Genomic DNA, 17,229 nt, shown 5'->3' on the forward strand with positions numbered 1-17,229 from the left:
AATCGCTTGCAATTAGACAAGTTCTGTGATACACTTTCAAACGTTGCAAGTACCCCGTAAAACCAAGGTCTTAGGGGAAGAAGAAACCGAGTGTTCGAGACCTTCCACTCGTAAAACAAAACTAGAGGAGACAAAAGAATATGAGAAACAAAAAAGTATTATTTATTGTGCAGGCTGCGTTAATTGCAGCAATCTATGTGGCACTGACTTATCTTAGCAGTATTGCAGGACTGGCATCCGGTACGATTCAGGTGCGTATTTCAGAAGCATTATGTATTCTGCCAGTATTTACGACTGCAGCAATTCCGGGATTATGGCTGGGATGTTTTCTGGCAAATATGCTGACAGGCGGGATTCCGGTGGATGTTGTGTGCGGAAGCATTGCAACTTTGATTGGAGCGTTTGGAACTTATGCATTAAGAAAGCATAAATTCGCATGTACATGGCCGCCGGTTATTGCAAATATGGTGATTGTACCTTTTGTATTACGCTATGGTTATGGCTTTATTACAGAATATAAAGGCGTTGACTGGTCGATTCCATTTAATGCACTTACTGTCGGAATCGGAGAAGTTATCACTTGTGTGATTTTAGGCAGTGTATTACTCCGGGTACTGAATAAGTACCGCAATGTAATCTTTCATGAATAAAAATAAAATAATACTTGCAATTTAAAATGCCATAAAATATAATGGTTTTAGACCAAAGAGGGTATATTCGAAAGAATATGCCCTCTTTTTACATCTGAAAAATACTTAAAGAGGGTGATTGATTGAAAACATTAGAGACAAATGACTGGATGATTTTAAATAGTATTATTTATAAGATTTATACGACGGAAGATGCAGATATTATGCGGGAGCAGTTTTTAGAGCAGATGAAGATGGTGCTGGATTTTGACAGTGCAGATTTTTTTCTCGCAGACAGCCAGGAGAGCAGGCATCTGGTAAGACCGGTCACTTATAATTGTGATGATGAATCCCCGATGTATGATGAAATGAATTCGAATCGCGGAATTGTATATAGCGGAAAGAGTCTGGTGTACCGGGAAACAGATATGATATCGGATGAAAAAAGGGTACAGACAGAATATTATCAGAAGGTGTACCGGCCAAATAACTGGCATTATGCAATCCAGATGATATTGGGAAGAAATAAAGAATTTTTAGGCGTTGTCACTTTTTACCGGACAATCGGAAAAGATAATTTCCAGTATGATGACATTTTTATTCTGGACATGTTGAAAGACCATCTGGCATTCCGGTTATATAAGGACGGACAGCAAAAGGATGAAAGGGCAGAGAAACTAACGATAACAGAAGTAACAGAGAAATATGAACTGACAAAGCGGGAGCATACGATACTGCAGCTTCTGATGCAGGGAAAGGATAATCATACCATCTGTGAAGAATTGTCCATAAGCGTAAATACATTAAAGAAGCATATCTTAAATATCTATCGGAAGCTGGGCATCAGAAACCGTGTCCAGATGTTTAAAATGATTAAAGAAAAAGAATAATGTGCAGGAGAAGACCTTTTTGTTTGAAAGATAAAGGGTCTTCTTTTTTGACTTGAGTAGTAAGAAAATCGCAGAGTATGGTTCTTGTAATTGCACTAATAAATTGAAAAGATACATTTATAAAATTTCTCTGAAATAAAGGAATGTTATATTGACTTATCCGGAATCAGCCGTTAAGATAGCAGTGTCAGAAACATATCGTATGTTTTCTATCAGAATTTAAATGGGGATATTTCCCGTTTCAGTGGCATTTCGCCAGAAAAATCCAAGAAACAGGTACAAGAAGCAAAAGGATGAAATAGTAAAAGACTGTGTTCGGGTTGTCAATCAGGCATTCTTTTACTATAATGAAAGGAGAAGTAGTGTATATGGAAAGAAAATGGAAAAGTTATGAGGAACTGGAGCTTTCGGATGATTTTATGTTTGCAAAGGTAATGCAGAATAAAATGCTTTGTAAGGAATTGCTGGAATTGATTATGGGGTTTCCAATTGCAGACATTGTATATCTGGAAGAGCAGAAGACTCTGGACGTGGCGGCAAATGCAAAAAGTGTGCGTATGGATGTTTATGCAGCAGATGAGAATCATACAATCTATGATATCGAGATGCAGACAGGAAAGAAAAAGCATCTTCCGAAAAGAAGCCGTTATTATCAGGGAATAATAGATATTGATGAGACGGATAAGGGTATTGAGTATCAAAGCCTGAATAAAAGTTATGTGATATTTATCTGTACATTTGATCCTTTTGATGAAGGCAGACATATTTATTCTTTTGAAAACCGTTGTATACAGGATTTGAACCTGGCATTGGGAGACGAAGCGGGAAAAATATTTTTGAGTACAATGGGATGGCAGGATGATGTCAGTGCAGAGATGAAAGCATTTTTGGAATACCTGTCTGAGAAAACAATAGAAACAGATTTCGTCCACCGGTTGGACAGGGAGGTTCAACGGGTTCGTGATAACCAGAAATGGAGGAAAGAATATATGCAGAGACAGTCGGACTGGATTGAAGATAGAGAAGAAGCAAGGGAAGAAGGAAAAGCAGAGGGAATTGTAACTGGAAAGAGGGAAATACTAAACCAGTATATTGAAAAGATGCGGACAAAGAACGTACCGGCAGGTGAAATAAAGAACAGCCTGATGGACATTTTTGCTCTGCCAGAGGATGAGGCGGAAGCATTATTAAAGGGTGTGAAGAAGTTATAGATATGAAATAAATATGATATCGGAGAAGCTCGCTATTGCCATAAACTATATGGAGTGTGGCAGTAGCGATTTTGTGTTGCCCTGCATATCTTATGTGATGCAGGGCAGGAGTTGACAATCTGGGGTATAATATGGGGGAAGAAAAGAGAATGAGGAAGATGATATGATAGAATTTAGACCAATAACCATAGATGACAGAGACTGGATGAGTGAAAAGCTCAGGGAAGATAACAGACAGGGCTGCGAATATAGCTTTGCAAATAACTTTATCTGGTCTGTGATATATAAAGTGGAAGTGGCAGAAGTCTGCGGCTGCTGCGTGATAAAATTCGATGCAGAAGGGGAAGACTGTTATGCATTCCCAATTGGAGCCGGAGATAAGAAGGCAGCAATTATGCAGCTCCTTACACATGCAAAAGAAGATAACAGCAAGCTCTATATTGAAAGTATTGAGGAGGCAGACCGGGAGTTTTTAGAAACGTATTTTTCCGGTATTTTTCAGATCGAAGAAAACAGGGACAGCTTTGATTATATTTATACAGTGGATAAGCTGACCAGTCTGGCAGGAAAGAAGCTTCATGGCAAACGAAATCACATTGCAAGATTTAAAGATGACGAGGATTGGAGTTATGAGCCAATGACAGCGGAAAATAAGCAGGAATGCTATGATATGAATCTTAAGTGGTGCGACCGGAGAGCCTGCAAGTGGAATGAGGATATGAGTGATGAGCAGTGTGCCCTGAATCAGGCAATGAAATATTTTGATGAGTTGCATTTAGAAGGTGGCATATTGCGTAAGGCTGGAGAAATCGTAGCATTTACCATAGGAGAACGATTAAATTCCGATACTTATGTCGTGCATTTTGAAAAAGCATTTCCGGAAATACAGGGTGCTTATCCAATGATTAATCAGCAGTTTGTAATGCATAATTGTCAGGAGTATAGTTATGTAAACCGAGAAGATGATGCCGGGGATGAAGGACTGCGAAAGGCAAAATTATCCTATTATCCTGATATTTTGCTGAAAAATTATACTGCACGGGAGATTTAAGATGGAAATACGGTTTGCAACAAAAGAGATGATTCCACAGATAAAAGAGATTTGGCATCGGGGCTTCGGGGATGAAGAGGACTATATGGAATTCTATTTCACGCACCGGTTTACGGAAGAAAATATGCTGGTGTGTATGGAAGATAAGAAGCCTGTGGCAATGACAACATTTCTTAAGGCGTATCTTGTGACCGGGGAAGGCGAGATACCGGTACATTATGCTTATGCAGTAGCAACCCTGCCGGAATACCGGGACAGGGGCTATGCAAAAATGCTGTTAGAAAAAGGAAAACAGCATTTCCTGACACCGATTGTCTTAGAACCAGCCAGCGAAAGCCTCATATACTATTATGAGAAGCTGGGATTCCGTATGGCATTTTGCGTAGCAGAGCGAACCATTCTTCCGGATGAAATTGCAGAAGCAAAAGGGGAAGAAAAAGGGAAGCAGGAATACTGGCTGCTTACAGTGACACCGGATGAGTATGTGCAGCTTCGGGATGCTTATTTTATGGGAAATGGTTATATCCGCTGGGATAAGGATGCAATCACTTATGCGTTGCTGGAAAATGACTATGCAGATGGTTATGCTTATAAAGTGCAGCACCATGGCAGAGAGGAGCTTTTATTATTCCGGGAAGAGGAAAATGCAATCGAAGTATTGGAAACAACTTTATCAGAGCAGGATTTGCTGGCGGTATTAAAGCGTCTTCGGATAAAAGTTCCGGTCAGAGTCAGAAAATCTCTGGCGGCAGTTGAAAGAGAAGAACGAGTCGGAAATGATAAAAAAGAACAGGGCTATCAGAAAAAAGATTTTGGCATGATAACCGGCTGTGATGAGGTAAAGAATGGGTACTTGAATCTTACGCTGGAGTAGAAACTTTATGAGATAAATTCTATATGAGAGAAGAATTTTATAAGAAGATAATGAAATGCTGCTTTAGAATAGCAAGTGTGAAAGGAGGTGTTATATGATTGGAATATATATCTGGATTCCGTTTGTAGGAACATTTTTAGGGGCGGCCTGTGTGCTGTTTATGACTGGGGAGTTGAAGCCGCTGGTGCAGAAATCCCTGCTGGGATTTGCATCCGGAGTCATGGTGGCAGCGTCGGTATGGTCGCTATTGATTCCGTCTTTGGAAATGTCAGAAGAAATGGGAAGGTTGTCATTTATTCCGGCAGCAGTTGGATTTGCCCTTGGAATTGCATTTTTGCTGATTTTGGATAGGATTATTCCGCATTTACATTTAAACAGTGATGAGCCGGAGGGAATTAAAGCACACCTAAAAAAAACAACCATGCTGGTACTAGCAGTTACCTTACATAATATTCCGGAAGGGATGGCAGTGGGTGTAGTATTTGCAGGATTTCTGATGGGCAGCGGAAATATTACTTTGACAGGAGCACTTGCCTGGCAATCGGTATTGCCATTCAGAATTTTCCGGAGGGAGCAATTATATCCTTGCCACTTCGCAGTGAAGGAACCGGAAAAGGAAAAGCATTTCTTTACGGTGCATTGTCTGGCATTGTAGAGCCGATAGCTGCAATTATAACCATTGCAGCAGCATCCATAGTGATTCCGATTCTGCCGTATCTGTTATCGTTTGCAGCAGGCGCCATGATTTATGTGGTAATCGAGGAATTGCTGCCGGAGGCATCCACAGGCAGCCATTCGAATATTGCAACCATATGGTTTTCAGTAGGATTTCTGCTGATGATGATACTGGATGTGGCACTGGGATAGAAAATCCCGGATAACTGATAATTTGAGGAATATCTCATTTTTATCAGCTTTCCGGGATTTTTTTACTGTCGGAAGATACCACTTTTAAGATAAATTCAATAATTTCTGTATTGCTTCCTGCATTTCCGGGTGCTTCCGGTATTGTAGAATCAATTCTTTTTCATGTCTGGTCAGAATAATTTTTTCGGAATCGTCATAACCGAAAGTTCCAAGAATGTCATTGATTTTATATATTTCGCATAAGAGCAAAAGCGTATCGGCATCCGGCTGGGTCTGACCGCTTTCCCAGCCATAAATGGTTTTTGGCGCTACCGGGACAGATTTCTCACTTAACTGGATGGAGACATCCGTTACGGAAAGCTGGTTGCGTTTGCGATATTCTTTTAATACTTTTGCGATGTTTGCATTTTTCATTTTTTCACCTCTTTTTTAATCATAAACTAACATATTTTGAACGTCAAACAATTCTCGGATAACAGGAAAAATGAATGTTGATATTCTCTTTAAGAAAGAATATAATGCTATTTATAAGAAAATATTCCCGGAGTCAGAGAATATTATGAGTTGGAATCTTTTAAAGAGAGAAAGAAAAATGGCAAAGACAATAACAGAAAAATTAGCAATATACATAGCAGATAATCATTTATCCGTAACACAGGTTGCACGGGATACCGCCATTTCGGAGGATAAACTGCAGGTGGGAGCAAAAGAAAGCCTGAACGCAACAGAGTTTCTGGAATTGTGTTCCTATTTGAATGTGAAACCGGAAGAATTGAAGAAATGGTGAGTTAAATGCAAAGATATCGATGCACGAAAGATAATATCATAACACAGACCAGCGTCTGTCCGGTATGCAAGGAACGGGCGGAACTGGAAAAATCCGACATTTACTGGTGTGATACCTGTAACATTCCTTTATATCAGAAAAAATGTTCCTGTGGCAGTAAGCCAAGGAGAATGGTATCGGATATCCGCCCGGTATTTCCGGAGGAAGATTGCTGTTAGAAATTTTGCTGAAAAAGCCATTTGCATTTTTAAAAGATTCGGTATGGAATGGCTCCGGAAATAAATATTATGTCAATGGCAAACGAATTGACTTTTCTGTAAAAGATTTAATAGAAGTAGACGCAGAAGAAGTGCGTAAGCAGTATGAGGATTTGAGAGAACAGAATACCTATCAGTATTTTGATTCCTATATAAAAAGATTCTTAGAGGAGAACCGGGAGCGTTATGAAGAGATAACCACAGAAGCGACCGGTTATATCAGAGAGAGCACGAAGAATTATAAGATTCAGGATATGTTTGTCTCTTTTTCCGGTGGAAAGGATTCCACGGTGGTATCCAGTCTTGTAATGCGGGCGTTATCAGAACCGAAGATACTTCATATTTTCGGGGATACTACATTGGAATTTCCGGAAACCATGCACTATGTGGAGCGGTTTAAGAAAGAGCATCCGAAGACACCGGTTCTGTCATCGAGAAATAAAGAAAAGAATTTTGAAGAACTGTGTGAACTGATGGGACCGCCAAGCCGTGTCATGCGCTGGTGCTGTACTATTTTTAAAACGGGAGCAATTCAGCGGAAGATAAAAGCGTTGTTTGGTGATAAAGATAAAATAATTACATTCTATGGAATCCGGAGAAGTGAGTCTGCCAGCAGAAGCAAATATGAGCGGGAGACAGAAGGCTCGAAGATTACGAAGCAGATTACGATTTCGCCGATTATTGACTGGATGGACTTTGATATCTGGCTGTATCTTCTGACTACAAAGACAGATTTCAATGACGCATATCGCTGGGGTTATACCAGAGTAGCTGCTGGTGCTGCCCGAATAACAGTGCCTGGTCAGAATTTTTATCAAGAATTTATATGCCGGAGCAGTCAAAGCACTGGCAGGAATTATTGGTTGATTTTGCAAGGCGGATTGGCAAGCCGGATGCAGAAAGTTATATCCGGGATGGCAAATGGAAAGCCAGACAGGGCGGAAATGGCGTGGAATATGCCAATAAAGCAGTGGTGTCATTTAAACCCTGTGTATTGGAAGAAAACAGCTTTAATTATGAATTGCAGCGGCCGATTTCAGAAGAATTATATGAGCTATTCCGGCCGTTTGGATATATCAATAAGAATCTTGGAAATGAGCGTTTGGGAGAAGTGTTTATTACCACAAAAAATGGCAATCCAAGAATAAAATTGCAGGGACGAATAGGTAAGACCACTCTGAAGGTGACAATTTATGATACGCATCTGGATGGAGCAAAAAATCTGGAAACAGCGGAAGATAAGATAAAATGCCAGCTGACCAAATATCAGCTCTGCATGGGCTGTAAGGCCTGTGAAAGTATCTGTAAGCACAATGCGATTGTTATCCGGGATGAAAAGGACGGAAGCATTTCCTATCATATTTTGGATGAAAAATGTGTCCGCTGTGGAGAGTGCGTCAACCATTATGTAGGTGGCTGCTATATTAGAAAAGTGCTGGCAACAAAACGAGGAAAAAGGGAAGAGTAAGAAGAATGGGAGCAATGATAAAAAAGATTCGACTGAAAGGTCATGAGACATTTATATTGCGGGAAGGCTGGCTGACAAAGGGACTGGCAGCAGCAGAAAAGGATGGAACGGTATTCAGTAAAAACTCCGGGGCAGATGCTTTGGGAGTCGGAACCAATATGGCAAAGGCAATCCGTTACTGGATGCAGTCGGCCGGATTCATTGGAAAAACTGAAAACAGGGCAGCCGTAAAACTGGAATCACTTGGTCAATTAGTATATCAGAAGGACCCGTATTTTGAGGATGATTTTTCCTATTGGCTGGTACATATGAATCTGGTGACAAATGCCGAGGCAGTTACAAGCTGGTATCTTTTCTTTAATACGCTGCAGGCAGAAGAATTTACAAGAACAGAACTGGAAGATTATATGCTGCGGGAATATGCAGTGGAAACGGGACGGACAGAGATACCAAGACGTTCGCTGGCAGATGATTGCAGTGCCATACTCCGGATGTATAGCAGGGATCATGTGGAGGATTACGACCCGGAGGATAAGAGCATCAGTCCTTTTGCACACCTTGGATTATTAAAGCTGGATGGTGGGAAATACCGGAAGAGCCAGCCGAATTTAAACCGGCTCAGCCCATTTGCAGTCTGGTATCTTATCGAAAAGATGTGGAAAGAAAATAAAACGAATAGCATCAGTATTGCAAGCCTTTTGGAAGATGCAAAAGGTCCGGGAAAAGTCCTGCAGTTAAAACGGGCTGCATTGAATGAATATCTGGATAAACTGGATAACTATGGCTATATCCGGCTGAACCGGACTGCGGGGCTGGATATGGTATACAAAAACGAAGAGAAAAATTGGGAGCCGCAGAAAGTTGCGGAATTATATTATGAAAAATAAAGGAAACGATGAAGATGAAGAGACTGAAAGATTTCGTTGAGATAGATAAAAGATTTCAAAATTCCATAAATTTGCAACTGGATTTGCAGGATGATACCAAGCTGGAAAGTTATATTCCAACCAAATCATCTTTATTAATTCTGCAAAAATATCTGAAATCCGTAATGGGACAGGAACAGGAAAAAGCAACGATTCTGATTGGACCTTATGGAAAAGGAAAATCACATTTACTGCTGGTATTGTTGCAGATTCTTTCTGCACCGGAAAATGAAAAGGTAAATGACCTGGTTCAAAGAATCAGCAAATTAGATGCAGAAACAGCAGAATTAGTGGAACAGTACCGGAGTCAGAAGAAAAAATTCCTTCCGGTTATTGTATCCAGTTCGAATATGAATCTTTCGGATGCCTTCGTCTTAGGACTGACAGAAGCATTGCAGTATGCAGGACTTAGCGACATTGTTCCGGACAGCTATTATAAGGAAGCAGAAAAGGCAGCGGATAACTGGATGGAAAATTATCCCAAGACTTATCAGAAGTTTGCAGAACTGATGCATTCAGAGCATGGTCGCTCCATTGAACAGTGGAGAAAACAGATGGATAAAATGCAGGAAGATGCCTTAGAAGCATTCCGGGAAATTTATCCGAAAGTGACTTCCGGCAGCCAGTTCCAGCCGATTGTAAATATTGAAACCATGAAGGTCTATGAGGGCATCAATCGTATTTTATGTGAAAAATACGGTTATGCAGGCATTTTCCTTGTATTCGATGAGTTCAGCAAATATGTGGAAGGTCATGAAGAGGCAACCTTTGCAAGAGATATGAAGGTATTGCAGGACATGTGTGAGCTGGCAAATTCCGGCAAAGAGGAAATTCATATCGTATGTGTTGCCCACAAGAGTATTAAGGAATATGGACATCAGTTATCAAAAAATATAAAGGATGCTTTTGATGGAGTAGAAGGAAGATTAAAAGAAGTCCGGTTCGTAGTATCTGCGAAGAATAATTTTGAACTGGTGATGGACGCCATTCATAAGGATATAGAGGAATGCAGACGTGTGGCAGCAAAAAATGCAGAGTGGAAAAAGGTGTTAGAAGATACCTATCAACTGCCTTGCATTTCTGCACTTTTTGAACAGGAGGAGTATGACACAGTAGTAAAGGAAGGCTGTTTTCCTTTGCTGCCGCTTACCGTTTATCTGTTATTAGGAGTCAGTGAAAAAGTGGCACAGAATGAGCGCAGCGTGTTTACTTTCCTTGCAAATAATGAGCCGGGTTCACTGGTACGCCTGATTGAAGAAGATGAAAAGGAAGCCCATGGAATCGGTGCGGCAGTCGTTTATGATTATTTTTCCAGATTATTCCGGGAAAATACAGACCTTATCCATATTCATGCGGAATGGCTGAAGGCAGAGTATGCCCTTGGAAAGGCAGAGTATGAGGAAGAAAAAAACATCATCAAAGTAATGGCATTGCTTAAGATGATGGGAAATGAAGAAGAACTTCCGGTAAACGATGAAAGCATCTATCTGGCAAGCGGACTGGAATATGGAATTGTAAAAGAAAAATTAGAACAGTTAAAAGAAGCACAATTAATACAGTGGAGAAACCGGACTGCTTCTTATGATTTTAAAAATAATGTCGGTGTAGATATCGAAAAAAAGATTCAGGAAGAAATACAGAAACAGAAAAAAGTAAATATCGAAAAAGTGTTAGGTGAAATTGCAGAATTAGATTATGTCCTGCCAAAGCAGTATAATCAGGAATTCACCATGACCAGATATTTTCATTATGAATATAAAAAGTTAGAGCAGTTTCTTGCATTAAAGAAGGCAGAATATCTTTTTGAAGAGAAACCCGCAGACGGAAAGATTATCGCATTGACGGATGCAGATAAGACAACAGATATGGAAAAAGTCCAGCAGCATCTGAAGGAGTTAAAGGACGAGCGAATCGTAGTCTCATTCCGCGAGAACCGTTAATGGAAGAAGAAAATATCCGGCGTCTGATAGCAGTTCGGCAGTTAAAAGAAGATAAGACATTTTTAGAAGAAAATGCAGTATTGCAGCAGGAATTGCAGCTATATGAAGAAGATTTGATTTATGAAATCAATGCGGCATTAGAAAAGCGTTATCTTCCGGAAAATGGAAACTGCACAGTATTATGTGGAATTGTATCCCGGAACAAGAGTAAATCAGTAGGTGAATTTAATCGTACGCTCAGTAGAATCTGTGAGGAATATTATAATCTGACTCCGAAAATTAATAATGAAATGATTAACCGCAGAAAGGTGTCGTCCCAGACAAAACGTGCCAGAAGAACCATTGTAGATGCTGTTTTAAATGGAAAAGAAATGGCGCAGTGGGAGAACGGTTCGGCGGCAGAAGCAACCATTTACCGGGCAACCTTACGGGTACTGGATGAAGGAAGAGCAGAAGAGGGAAGCCAGCAGGTATTACAGGAAATCATGGAATATATCAACCGCTGTGCCGGGAAAAAACACAGTTTTTCCGAACTTTATGAAAGCCTTTCCGGAAAAGGCTATGGAGTAAGAGAAGGTATCATTCCAATTTATATCGCAAGGCAGATTGCGGAACTTGAGGATACACCGGTCATTCTTTTGCAGGAGCGTGAGGTGGAGATTACGCCGGAAATATTTGACAACATAGAAGAACATCCGGAGAATTACAGCCTCTATGTGGAAAAGGAAACGGTAAATAAAGAGAAGTATATTAAGCAGTTAGAAGAAATTTTTTGCGGACAGGATACCTATCAGAGTATTGGAAAACGAAACCGGCTTTATGAACTGGTACGAGCAATGCAACGGTGGTACAGAAGTCTGCCGCAGATTGCTGTTTCCTTTCAGACCTGCCCGGAAGGCATGGATGAGGAAGCTTATGTATTTATCAAGGGGCTTCGTAAGATTCTTAAAAATATGGAGCCGAACCCAAGGGAAATGCTGTTTGAACAGCTTCCGGGACTGGTAGAGAAAAAGAATTTAAAGGAAACGACACGGCAAATCAAAGAGGGAAAAGAATATTTAGATACCTTCCTTTTTAAGAAAAATGAGCAGGCAATAGAGGTCACAAAGAAAATCTATGGCGCAGCAAAAGAAGACAGTCTTTCTGGCGTTTTAAAGGCATGGTATGAGGAACAGGGGAAGGCGGCAAAGAGTTTTCTGGCCAGCAATCAGGTGACGGCATTGATGGGCTATTTATCCAGAATGCAGACCCACAATGAACAGGAAATTGTAGAACATCTTTCCAAGGCAGTCCTTGATATTTATATGGAAGACTGGCGGGATGAGTCCTTGAAGCAGTATGAAGAAGAGCTTGCCCGGTTAAAGGCAGAGATTGAACACATCGGAATGGAACAGAGTGAGTCCGGCAGCAGGCAGATGATAGAATTTACCGGAAGTGATGGAAAAAAGGTAAAGAAATTCTATGAAGCAGAGGATGACAGCACCAGTTATTTTCTGAAAAATGCCATGGAAGAAGCTATGGAGGAATTCGGAGACAGTCTGGAAGTGAACCAGAAGGTAGCAGTACTGGTTCAGATGATAGAGAAACTGACGAAGTAGCAAGGAGTTGTAGTTATGAATACAGAAGAAATTATTTATCTTGACAATGCGGCAACAACATATCCAAAACCGGAAGTAGTATATACGGAAATGGACCGGGTCAACCGCAGCCTTGCATTTAATGCAGGGAGGGGTTCCTATGCCCTTGCAAAAGAGGCGGATGAAATTATCGCGGAAACAAGAGAATCACTGCTTGATTTAGTACATGCAAAAGAACAGGCAGAGGTGGTTTTATCTGCCTCTGCTACTGTTGCTTTCAATCAGATCATTGGCGGAATGGACTGGAAGGAAACGGATGTGGTTTATGTCAGCCCTTACGAACATAATGCGGTGGTTCGCCCACTGGATTTATGGAAAGAGCGGATTGGGTTTACCACAATAGAGCTTCCTTTGGAAAAAGAATCCTTAAAAATTGATTTGGAAAAAATGGAATATCTTTTTACGGAGCAGCCGCCAACTCATATCTTTCTGTCACAGGTCAGCAATGTGACAGGTTATATACTCCCCATCGAAGAAATATGCAAAATTGCAAAGAAATATGATGCAATCACAGTAATCGATGCATCCCAGTCCCTTGGGCTGACAGAGCTTGATATGCGAAAAGTTCCGGCAGATATTGTAGCATTTGCCGGTCATAAAAATCTGTATGGTCCATTCGGAACAGGAGGATTTTTCTTAAGACATGGCATAAAGCTGAAAGTTTTTCTGGCAGGAGGAACCGGCAGTGATTCCCTGAATCCGAAGATGCCATTGGAAAGCCCGGCACGTTATGAGGCAGCCAGCCCCAATATTGTAGCAATAGCAGGACTTTGGGCAGCCTCATGGAGATAAAGGCAGCCGGAACGAAAGGCTGGCTGGCGCATGAACAACAGTTGACTGATAAATTAATTGCGCAGTTAAAACGGATTCCAGGTGTGAAATTATATGGAGATTTCGGGCAGGACAAAGTCGGAATTGTTCCTTTCCATATCCGGGGCTATCAGGCGTCCGAGGTGGGATTGCTTTTGGACACAGACTATGGAATTGCCGTAAGAACTGGATATCACTGTGCACCACTGATACATAAGCATTTAAAGGATGAAGCTTCCGGCGGCGTCGTCCGGATCGGAATCGGAAGATATACCACGGAGAAAGAGATAGATACACTGGTTGCCGCAGTAGAGGAACTGGCGGAGTAGGAGGAAGAAGATGGAGAATGAAGTTATGAGATCTCATATGATGAAATTTTCCTTGGAAGATTTAAAAAGTTTTCTTGGAGAAGATATTGTGGAATCTTTACTTGAATGGAATACAGGAAGTGAAGCTCTGCTTACGAAGAAAAGATTGGTTGATATGATCATGTGCATTTATGGGGTGAATATTTTAAAGAGTAAGGAATTCAGACATCATATTTTGAGTACCTTTCAAAAAGAAGATATTCTGGATTTTCGTGTGGAATTGCCTGAAAAATATAGAACCTGTGAGAATCCGGAATTGATTATAGATGTAGTAGCGAAGAAAAACTGGCGTGAAAGTCAGATAAATAATCATGTACTTCATTTGTTGAACTATTCGGAAAAAGATATTTTTCAGGAACAAAGTGTAGAGGAAGTTTCATCTGAAAAAATTGCATCATATGATAAGTTTTATGAATTGTTGGATTATCAATATATTATTCGCCAGAGAGCACTGAATATACTGACTTCAGAATATAAGCAAAGACGTTTTTTAATACATATGCCGACCGGAACGGGGAAAACCAAGACGGCAACTCATATTATATGTCATCACTATAATTATAATTTAAAGAAACAGGGATTGATTGTCTGGATAGCACATACCACAGAATTGTTGCAGCAGGCATATGACACATTTGTTAATGTTTGGAAGAACATAGGAAATGGAGAAATTTCAACGTATAAACTTTGGGGAGAACATAATATAGAAGCTATTCCAGAAGATATGTCTGGTTTTATGGTCTGTGGAATACAAAAATTGCAGTCTATGAAGGAAAATCAACCGGACAAATTTCAGAAGCTTGTAAATGCTACCAGATTAGTTGTATATGATGAGGCACATAAAGCAGCAGCTCAGGAGACAAGAAATGTAATTGAACATTTTATGCGTAGAACGGGAGAAATGAAGGATTGTGCGTTGATGGGATTATCGGCAACGCCGGGCAGAACAACAGAAATGAGTTTTGAAAATGATTTGTTAGCATCGACGTTTGGAAACAAAATCATATCCATTGATACGAAAGTTATGAATGAAGTGAATTTGTCCAGACAGGAAGCACTCAATGCAGAGGTGGAAAAAGATATTATCCGTTATTTTCAAAACAGAGGTGTGCTGGCAAAGATAAAGAAGAAAGAGCTTACATATGCAGAAAAATTAACAGATGAAGAACTGTCAAAGATAAAAGTAATAGCCACGAAGAATGGTTATTCCGATTTCTCGCCTGCAGCACTTAATGTGATTGGAAAAAATAAGAGCAGAAATTTGCGGATTATGCAGGAATTAAGAGCACTAAATCAATCACAGACACCTACAATCGTTTTTGCGTGTTCTGTAAAACATGGACAATTACTTTCTTCCATGCTTACTCTGGAAGATATACCTAATGCATTGGTAATAGGAGAGATGTCAGCAACTGAGAGAAGGGAAGCAATCCGGAAGTTTAAAGATACAAAAAATGATATGAATATTCTGATTAATTATGAAGTGCTGACAACAGGGTTTGATGCAACAAACATTGAATGTGTTTTTATTGCAAGGCCAACACAATCAGTAGTTCTATATAGTCAGATGTTAGGGCGCGGACTTCGTGGACCACAGATGGGCGGAAAAAAGGAATGTTTATTAATAGATGTAAAAGACAATTTGAATCAGTTTAATGAAAATATGGCATTTTCACACTTTAATAATTATTGGAATGCATAGGAGGAAAAGTTATGGCAAAAGACATATTTGTAATTCAGACAATGGGAGATGCACTGAGAAATACGGGTTATAAAAATATTGAATGTGCAATGGCAGAAATTATTGATAACTCTATTCAGGCAGAGGCAAAAGATATTTTAATAATTGTATCAGAAGAATATAATCCAGAAACAGGAAGAAATAATATCAAAGAAATCGGATTTCTGGATAATGGAAAAGGAATGGAGCAGTTAGAACTGGAAAGCTGTCTTGGAATTGGATATTCCACAAGAACTGACAGAAAAGGAATGGGAAGATTTGGAGTTGGTTTGCCGCAGGCTTCTTTATATGCATGCCCATCAGTTGATGTGTACTCCTGGCAGAATGGATATGATAATTGCAAGAAAGTATTTTTGGATATAAATAAAGTAAAGGATGGAGCGCAGACCGTATTGGAAGATCCGGTGCAAAGTGAGATTCCTTCAAAATACAAGAAGTATTTAACCTATAAAATGCAGGGGCAGAATGATGCTGTAAAAGAATACAATTTTATGGAGAGTGGCACATTTGTATTGTGGAAAAACTGTGATAGAGTAGTGCCTAAAACAGTATCATTTCTGTTTAAAAAATTGGAATTTGCATTAGGACAAAAGTTCAGATATTTTATTCATGATGGAATCTGTAATATCAGTTTAATTCATCATGAAAATCAGGATAATTCAAAAAGAATAATGCCAAATGATCCGCTGTTTCTCATGAAACCAAATTATGTATTGGGAAATCCTGCAACACCGGAAAATATCTGTCCAGGCGATAATATAAATTACACAGAAAGTATTTTTGAACCTTATACAGATGAGAAGCATACAGATGGAGTTATTTATTTTCCTATTCAATATATTGATAAGATAACAGGAGAAACAAAGGAACACAACATTGAAATTCGTTTTTCAAAAGTAAAAAAGGAATTTTATGACAAGACAGCAGTAGCAGGAGATCCGGGTGGAAAGCCATTAGGAAGCTATGTAAAAAAATTGGAAGGAATATCAATTGTACGGGCAAATAGAGAAATTGATTTTGGACAGTTCGATTTTTATGAAAATATTAATCAGCCGCAACATAGGTGGTGGGGCTGCGAAATTAAATTTGATCCTGTTCTGGATGAAGCGTTTGGAGTGGCAAATAACAAGCAGTTTGTCGAATTGAGAAAGATAGATAAAGATGATTATTTGGATGAGCCTGTAAAACCGGTATGGGTACAGTTGTATAGCATAATTCATCCTACAATAGAACGGATGTATAAAGAAAATAAGAAGACCAGAGAAAATGCAAGGTCTTCAAAGGATATAGATTCTCCGACAACGAAAATAATAAATAAAGTAGAAGAAAGTGAAATACCGAATGAGGAAAGTGAATCCGCAGAGGTAAGAAGAACTACTTCCAAAGAGGAATTATACGAAAAGAGCAAACAACAGTTAGAAGAGAGAGGGGTTATAGATCCTCAGCAGGAAGAAATCGTAAATAATCTTAAAAATCAGGTTAATATAGACTATCAGAATATGGGAAAACTGGCAGCTTTATTTGACTATTCATTTGGTTTGGGAAACTGTTATGTAAAGTTTAATATGGATCATATTTTTTATAAGACATTTCTTGAAGATTTGATAAAATCAAATGATGCAAAGGTTGCATTTGAACTTTTTGTGGCATCCTTAGTTAAGGCAATTGATGAGACTAATCGCAGACAGGAAGATGAGAATGATAATCTTATTGCTACATGGAATGAAAAATTAAGAAAATATATCAATGCACAACATGGAAGTTTGAAATAGC

17 protein-coding genes and 1 pseudogene are annotated in these 17,229 nt (G+C 39.6%); 17 read left to right on the plus strand and 1 reads right to left on the minus strand.

What is annotated here, in order from left to right:
- Positions 1-140: 140 nt before the first annotated feature.
- The 6 genes and pseudogenes from DW059_RS04810 to DW059_RS04835 all read left to right on the plus strand — a co-directional run bounded on the left by DW059_RS04810 (position 141) and on the right by DW059_RS04835 (position 5,522).
- Complete coding sequence (locus DW059_RS04810) at positions 141-650, plus strand: QueT transporter family protein (RefSeq protein WP_022243700.1); 510 nt, start codon at positions 141-143, stop codon at positions 648-650.
- 122 nt (positions 651-772) lie between these two features.
- Complete coding sequence (locus tag DW059_RS04815; protein ID WP_117697996.1) at positions 773-1,519, plus strand: helix-turn-helix domain-containing protein; 747 nt, start codon at positions 773-775, stop codon at positions 1,517-1,519.
- Between the two features lie 368 nt (positions 1,520-1,887).
- On the plus strand, positions 1,888-2,730 hold the full coding sequence (locus tag DW059_RS04820; RefSeq protein ID WP_158552025.1) for an Rpn family recombination-promoting nuclease/putative transposase: 843 nt from the start codon (positions 1,888-1,890) through the stop codon (positions 2,728-2,730).
- 163 nt (positions 2,731-2,893) lie between these two features.
- Positions 2,894-3,781, plus strand: coding sequence for a DUF2156 domain-containing protein (locus tag DW059_RS04825; protein ID WP_117697998.1), 888 nt, complete (start codon positions 2,894-2,896; stop codon positions 3,779-3,781).
- 1 nt (position 3,782) lies between these two features.
- The gene (locus tag DW059_RS04830; protein WP_117697999.1) at positions 3,783-4,655 is read left to right on the plus strand and encodes a GNAT family N-acetyltransferase; all 873 of its coding nucleotides are present in this window, start codon (positions 3,783-3,785) and stop codon (positions 4,653-4,655) included.
- Between the two features lie 94 nt (positions 4,656-4,749).
- Positions 4,750-5,522: pseudogene (locus DW059_RS04835) on the plus strand (ZIP family metal transporter).
- Between the two features lie 84 nt (positions 5,523-5,606).
- Here DW059_RS04835 and DW059_RS04840 read toward each other — a convergent pair.
- Positions 5,607-5,936 (minus strand): helix-turn-helix domain-containing protein, encoded by a 330-nt coding sequence (locus DW059_RS04840; RefSeq protein ID WP_117698000.1) that lies wholly within the window; start codon positions 5,934-5,936, stop codon positions 5,607-5,609.
- A 70-nt stretch (positions 5,937-6,006) separates the two neighbouring features.
- Here DW059_RS04840 and DW059_RS04845 point away from each other — a divergent pair, with 70 nt between their 5' ends.
- From DW059_RS04845 to DW059_RS04880, 11 genes are read left to right on the plus strand one after another with little or no spacing between them, the layout of a single operon-like run.
- A complete protein-coding gene (locus DW059_RS04845; protein WP_117698001.1) occupies positions 6,007-6,309 on the plus strand; it encodes a helix-turn-helix domain-containing protein in 303 nt (100 codons plus the stop codon).
- A gap of 5 nt (positions 6,310-6,314) precedes the next feature.
- Complete coding sequence (locus DW059_RS16375) at positions 6,315-6,527, plus strand: hypothetical protein (protein ID WP_242986115.1); 213 nt, start codon at positions 6,315-6,317, stop codon at positions 6,525-6,527.
- Entirely contained in the window at positions 6,518-7,714 is a 1,197-nt protein-coding gene (locus tag DW059_RS04850) for a phosphoadenosine phosphosulfate reductase domain-containing protein (RefSeq protein ID WP_242986117.1), read from the plus strand. Before DW059_RS16375 ends, DW059_RS04850 begins: the two co-directional genes overlap by 10 nt.
- Positions 7,678-8,034, plus strand: a complete 357-nt coding sequence (locus DW059_RS16380; protein ID WP_242986119.1) for a 4Fe-4S dicluster domain-containing protein — start codon at positions 7,678-7,680, stop codon at positions 8,032-8,034. Before DW059_RS04850 ends, DW059_RS16380 begins: the two co-directional genes overlap by 37 nt.
- Positions 8,035-8,039: 5 nt before the next feature.
- Positions 8,040-8,921, plus strand: a complete 882-nt coding sequence (locus DW059_RS04855; protein WP_117698002.1) for a DUF4007 family protein — start codon at positions 8,040-8,042, stop codon at positions 8,919-8,921.
- A gap of 14 nt (positions 8,922-8,935) precedes the next feature.
- Positions 8,936-10,900, plus strand: a complete 1,965-nt coding sequence (locus DW059_RS04860; RefSeq protein WP_117698003.1) for a DUF6079 family protein — start codon at positions 8,936-8,938, stop codon at positions 10,898-10,900.
- Complete coding sequence (locus DW059_RS04865) at positions 10,900-12,498, plus strand: hypothetical protein (RefSeq protein WP_117698004.1); 1,599 nt, start codon at positions 10,900-10,902, stop codon at positions 12,496-12,498. The genes DW059_RS04860 and DW059_RS04865 overlap by 1 nt, the downstream gene beginning before the upstream one ends.
- 15 nt (positions 12,499-12,513) lie before the next feature.
- On the plus strand, positions 12,514-13,329 hold the full coding sequence (locus DW059_RS16695) for an aminotransferase class V-fold PLP-dependent enzyme (RefSeq protein ID WP_256385503.1): 816 nt from the start codon (positions 12,514-12,516) through the stop codon (positions 13,327-13,329).
- Entirely contained in the window at positions 13,320-13,676 is a 357-nt protein-coding gene (locus tag DW059_RS16700; protein WP_256385504.1) for an aminotransferase class V-fold PLP-dependent enzyme, read from the plus strand. The genes DW059_RS16695 and DW059_RS16700 overlap by 10 nt, the downstream gene beginning before the upstream one ends.
- Before the next feature lie 10 nt (positions 13,677-13,686).
- The gene (locus tag DW059_RS04875) at positions 13,687-15,417 is read left to right on the plus strand and encodes a DEAD/DEAH box helicase (protein WP_117698005.1); all 1,731 of its coding nucleotides are present in this window, start codon (positions 13,687-13,689) and stop codon (positions 15,415-15,417) included.
- 11 nt (positions 15,418-15,428) lie between these two features.
- Complete coding sequence (locus DW059_RS04880) at positions 15,429-17,228, plus strand: ATP-binding protein (RefSeq protein ID WP_117698006.1); 1,800 nt, start codon at positions 15,429-15,431, stop codon at positions 17,226-17,228.
- The last annotated feature ends 1 nt before the right edge of the window (position 17,229 follow it).

This window comes from Roseburia sp. AF42-8, from assembly GCF_003435965.1.
Lineage (GTDB): Bacteria > Bacillota > Clostridia > Lachnospirales > Lachnospiraceae > Roseburia_C > Roseburia_C amylophila.

Bases quoted from the DNA above. Each gene is read 5' to 3' on its own strand.
- DW059_RS04825 (WP_117697998.1), top strand. From the start codon at position 2,894: ATGATAGAATTTAGACCAATAACCATAGATGACAGAGACTGGATGAGT.
- DW059_RS16695 (WP_256385503.1), top strand. From the start codon at position 12,514: ATGAATACAGAAGAAATTATTTATCTTGACAATGCGGCAACAACATAT.
- DW059_RS16700 (WP_256385504.1), top strand. From the start codon at position 13,320: ATGGAGATAAAGGCAGCCGGAACGAAAGGCTGGCTGGCGCATGAACAA.
- DW059_RS04880 (WP_117698006.1), top strand. From the start codon at position 15,429: ATGGCAAAAGACATATTTGTAATTCAGACAATGGGAGATGCACTGAGA.
- DW059_RS04830 (WP_117697999.1), top strand. From the start codon at position 3,783: ATGGAAATACGGTTTGCAACAAAAGAGATGATTCCACAGATAAAAGAG.
- DW059_RS04855 (WP_117698002.1), top strand. From the start codon at position 8,040: ATGGGAGCAATGATAAAAAAGATTCGACTGAAAGGTCATGAGACATTT.
- DW059_RS04845 (WP_117698001.1), top strand. From the start codon at position 6,007: ATGAATGTTGATATTCTCTTTAAGAAAGAATATAATGCTATTTATAAG.
- DW059_RS04820 (WP_158552025.1), top strand. From the start codon at position 1,888: ATGGAAAGAAAATGGAAAAGTTATGAGGAACTGGAGCTTTCGGATGAT.
- DW059_RS04865 (WP_117698004.1), top strand. From the start codon at position 10,900: ATGGAAGAAGAAAATATCCGGCGTCTGATAGCAGTTCGGCAGTTAAAA.
- DW059_RS04840 (WP_117698000.1), bottom strand. From the start codon at position 5,936: ATGAAAAATGCAAACATCGCAAAAGTATTAAAAGAATATCGCAAACGC.
- DW059_RS04875 (WP_117698005.1), top strand. From the start codon at position 13,687: ATGGAGAATGAAGTTATGAGATCTCATATGATGAAATTTTCCTTGGAA.
- DW059_RS16375 (WP_242986115.1), top strand. From the start codon at position 6,315: ATGCAAAGATATCGATGCACGAAAGATAATATCATAACACAGACCAGC.
- DW059_RS04860 (WP_117698003.1), top strand. From the start codon at position 8,936: ATGAAGAGACTGAAAGATTTCGTTGAGATAGATAAAAGATTTCAAAAT.
- DW059_RS04810 (WP_022243700.1), top strand. From the start codon at position 141: ATGAGAAACAAAAAAGTATTATTTATTGTGCAGGCTGCGTTAATTGCA.